Genomic DNA, 2,758 nt, shown 5'->3' with positions numbered 1-2,758 from the left:
GCGGAATTTTATATCCTCAATCTCCTGAAGCGCGTAAAGACCGATCTGAAAAACATAGTATTCGTTGCGGCAAGCAGTTCCTTTAAACGATGATGAAGGGCCATTCTCAATCCATCGCAAAGGTAGGTCGTCGGTCATTCGGATGGGGAATTTGCGGTCTTCGGGGAAGAGAAGATAAGGCTCATTTGGGCGTGCAAGCGTCAGCTTACAGGTCTCTTCAAAGGTAGCAATCACTTCCATCGGATCGAACCGGTCGAACTCACTTCGAGCTTGTATCTCAACTACCTTCGCTTGGAAGGTGTTAAACCGCCAAGCTCCATTCCTCAACTTAGCCAACCAACCGGGTCGTGCGGTATTCGCTGGGGGGGAATATTCGGTGAACTGAAACCACCAATCGCCGGTGCGCTTATTCGGCAGGTAATAAACTTCATAAGTACCGGCAGTTTCTGCCTCGAATACGATGATGCCGAACTCACGAAGAATACACATTTGGCTGGTATTCATCACCCGTTCGCCGGTCTGAGTATTGATGACAATCGTATCTTTTAACTCAGGTTGCAAATCCCTGCGCCGCCATGGGATGTGCGCCCACACGACTGTTGCAGCTTCATCTACATGTAAGATGGCGCGATGATTGCCCCGTTTCTCAGACCAGTTGCCGATCCCGTACTTCATTAGCGCTTAACTCCATTCATTTTCGCCCTGTGCTCGTAGCCGTAACGTACCGATTCATCCAGAAACACTTCGATGTTCTCAAACGGTGTGCCGCCCACAATTCCGTTGCCGGCAGCGATGCACATGCCGCCATCCGGTCGATCGAAGGTGTCCATCAAATACCGCACTTCGGCCCGCACTTCTTCAGGAGTGCCGTTTACAATCTTGTCTTGCACATCGAAGCCAACCAAAAAAGTCATGCGGTCGCCATATTTTGCCGCAATCTCCTGCTCTTTCATAGCGTGCTTCTGAACCGGATGGAAGACGTTTACCCCTGCTTCAATTAGGTCTTCTATAATCTCCGTATTATCGCCGCAGCTATGTAGCCAGAAGTGCATTCCGAATTCCTTACAAGTCTTGCCGACCCGCTTGTAATAGGGAAGTAGAAACTCACGGAAAGTCTCGGGGCGCATCATGAGTTGTTGTTGGTGGCCTAGGTCATCGCTCGACCAGAACCCATTGGGTTGAAAGTCTTTGGCCGCCCTTCGAATAAGGCCGCAAGTGTTATCACACAACGCATCATTCAGCTTGTGAATAAGATCGGGGTTCTCATAATAATCGATCATAAGGTTCTGCATCCCCCGCAGTCCCCAGCACGGCTCAAAAAATAACCCCCACTTTGAGAAAATATAATAGAGATTTTTAGCTCTGGCATCATCGACATATAACTTGGTGGCATCAGACAATCCCGGCGCGTTGTAATCGGGAAGGGTCGCGATATAGTCATCGAGGTAGCGCCAATCCCAAAGCACGCCCCCGCTGTCATGCCCAATTTTCCCCCGCGCCTCAGGGTCATACCAGGGATACTCGACCGGAGGAAAGCGGAAGCCCTCCATCACAACGTCCGTGGGGTAACGAAACAAGGAATCAAGACGCGCCCCATGCTGCTCCTCCAACCCTTCACCCCACCAAATGTTCATCAACATCGGAATCCGCACCGGCCCCCGCCGCTCAATCGCCGCAATTACTTCTTCCTTCGGTAAAGGCTCAAGTGAATATTCCATTTTCCCATTCCCCCCAATCAAAAACTCCAACTATTATGCCACGCTCGAACCTGCGGTTGCACCCCTTCAGATTAGTATTATATTATCTAGGATTGCAGAAAGTTTGCAGGAATAATCGAATAAGTGGAGTATTATTATATAGATCAGATATCGAAGCGACAGGAGAACTCGAAATGAGAAAGGTATACATTCGGATTGCACTTCCTCTCATATTTGTTTGCCTTAATTTCAATGCTTTTGCAGGCATTTGGACGGGCCAGCGGAGTACGAATGCGCCCCAACACCAAATGTTGGCATCTCAAGACCAAACATCGGCTCCAAACTCTCCTATCGATGATGCAGTGGATGTGAATGCTAGAGATAAAGACGGGAATCCTCCATTGCATCTTGCAGCCCAAAAAGGTGATATAGAGCACTGTGAGTTATTAATACGCAAAGGGGCAGATGTAAATGCCATCAATAAGTTGGGTAACACTCCTTTGATGCTTTCTGCAGGTTCAGGCCATGTGGATATCTGTGAGCTCTTGATAGACAATGGAGCAAATGTTAACGCAAAGATTATGAATGGATGGTCCATTTTGCATGAGGCTGCAACACTTGGCCATAAGGATGTCTGTGAGCTTCTGATTAACAAAGGGGCAATAGTTAATGCCAAAGACAAAGAAGGCAATACTCCGTTGCAATATGCAGCAGGTACTGGCCAAAAAGATGTCTGTGAGCTTTTGATACGTAAAGGGGCAAATGTGAATGCGAAAGATCATGATAATTTCACCCCCTTGCATTACGCAGCTATGCTCGGACACAAGAATTGCTGTGAACTATTAATAAGTAAAGGCGCAAAAATAAATGCCATTGGAGTGAAAGAGCTGTCGCCGTTACATATTGCAGCATTAGCAGGCCAAAAGGATACCTGTGAGTTGTTAATTCATAAAGGTGCAAAGGTTAATGCTAAAACCAAATCTGGTGAAACACCCATGGAATTAGCTTTTGAGAAAGGTCACAAAGACATCGTCGCTCTTCTCAAAGCCCATGGGGCGAAG

The 2,758-nt window shown here is 47.6% G+C and carries 3 protein-coding genes; 1 reads left to right on the top strand and 2 read right to left on the bottom strand.

Features of this window, described 5'->3' with window-relative positions; all coding sequences use genetic code 11:
• Together WCO51_12015 and WCO51_12010 are read right to left on the bottom strand one after the other, a co-directional pair.
• On the bottom strand, positions 1-675 hold a 675-nt coding region (locus WCO51_12015), incomplete at its 3' end, for a glycoside hydrolase domain-containing protein (GenBank protein MEI6513978.1).
• A complete protein-coding gene (locus WCO51_12010; GenBank protein ID MEI6513977.1) occupies positions 675-1,718 on the bottom strand; it encodes a uroporphyrinogen decarboxylase family protein in 1,044 nt (347 codons plus the stop codon). The genes WCO51_12010 and WCO51_12015, both read right to left, overlap by 1 nt.
• Positions 1,719-1,891: 173 nt before the next feature.
• Here WCO51_12010 and WCO51_12005 point away from each other — a divergent pair.
• Positions 1,892-2,758, top strand: an 867-nt coding sequence (locus WCO51_12005) for an ankyrin repeat domain-containing protein (protein MEI6513976.1), incomplete at its 3' end; no start/stop codon positions are given.

It is taken from the genome of bacterium, from assembly GCA_037131655.1.
Taxonomy (GTDB): domain Bacteria; phylum Armatimonadota; class Fimbriimonadia; order Fimbriimonadales; family JBAXQP01; genus JBAXQP01.
Note: the sequence above shows the minus strand (reverse complement) of the source record. Positions and strands in the feature narration are given on the sequence as shown.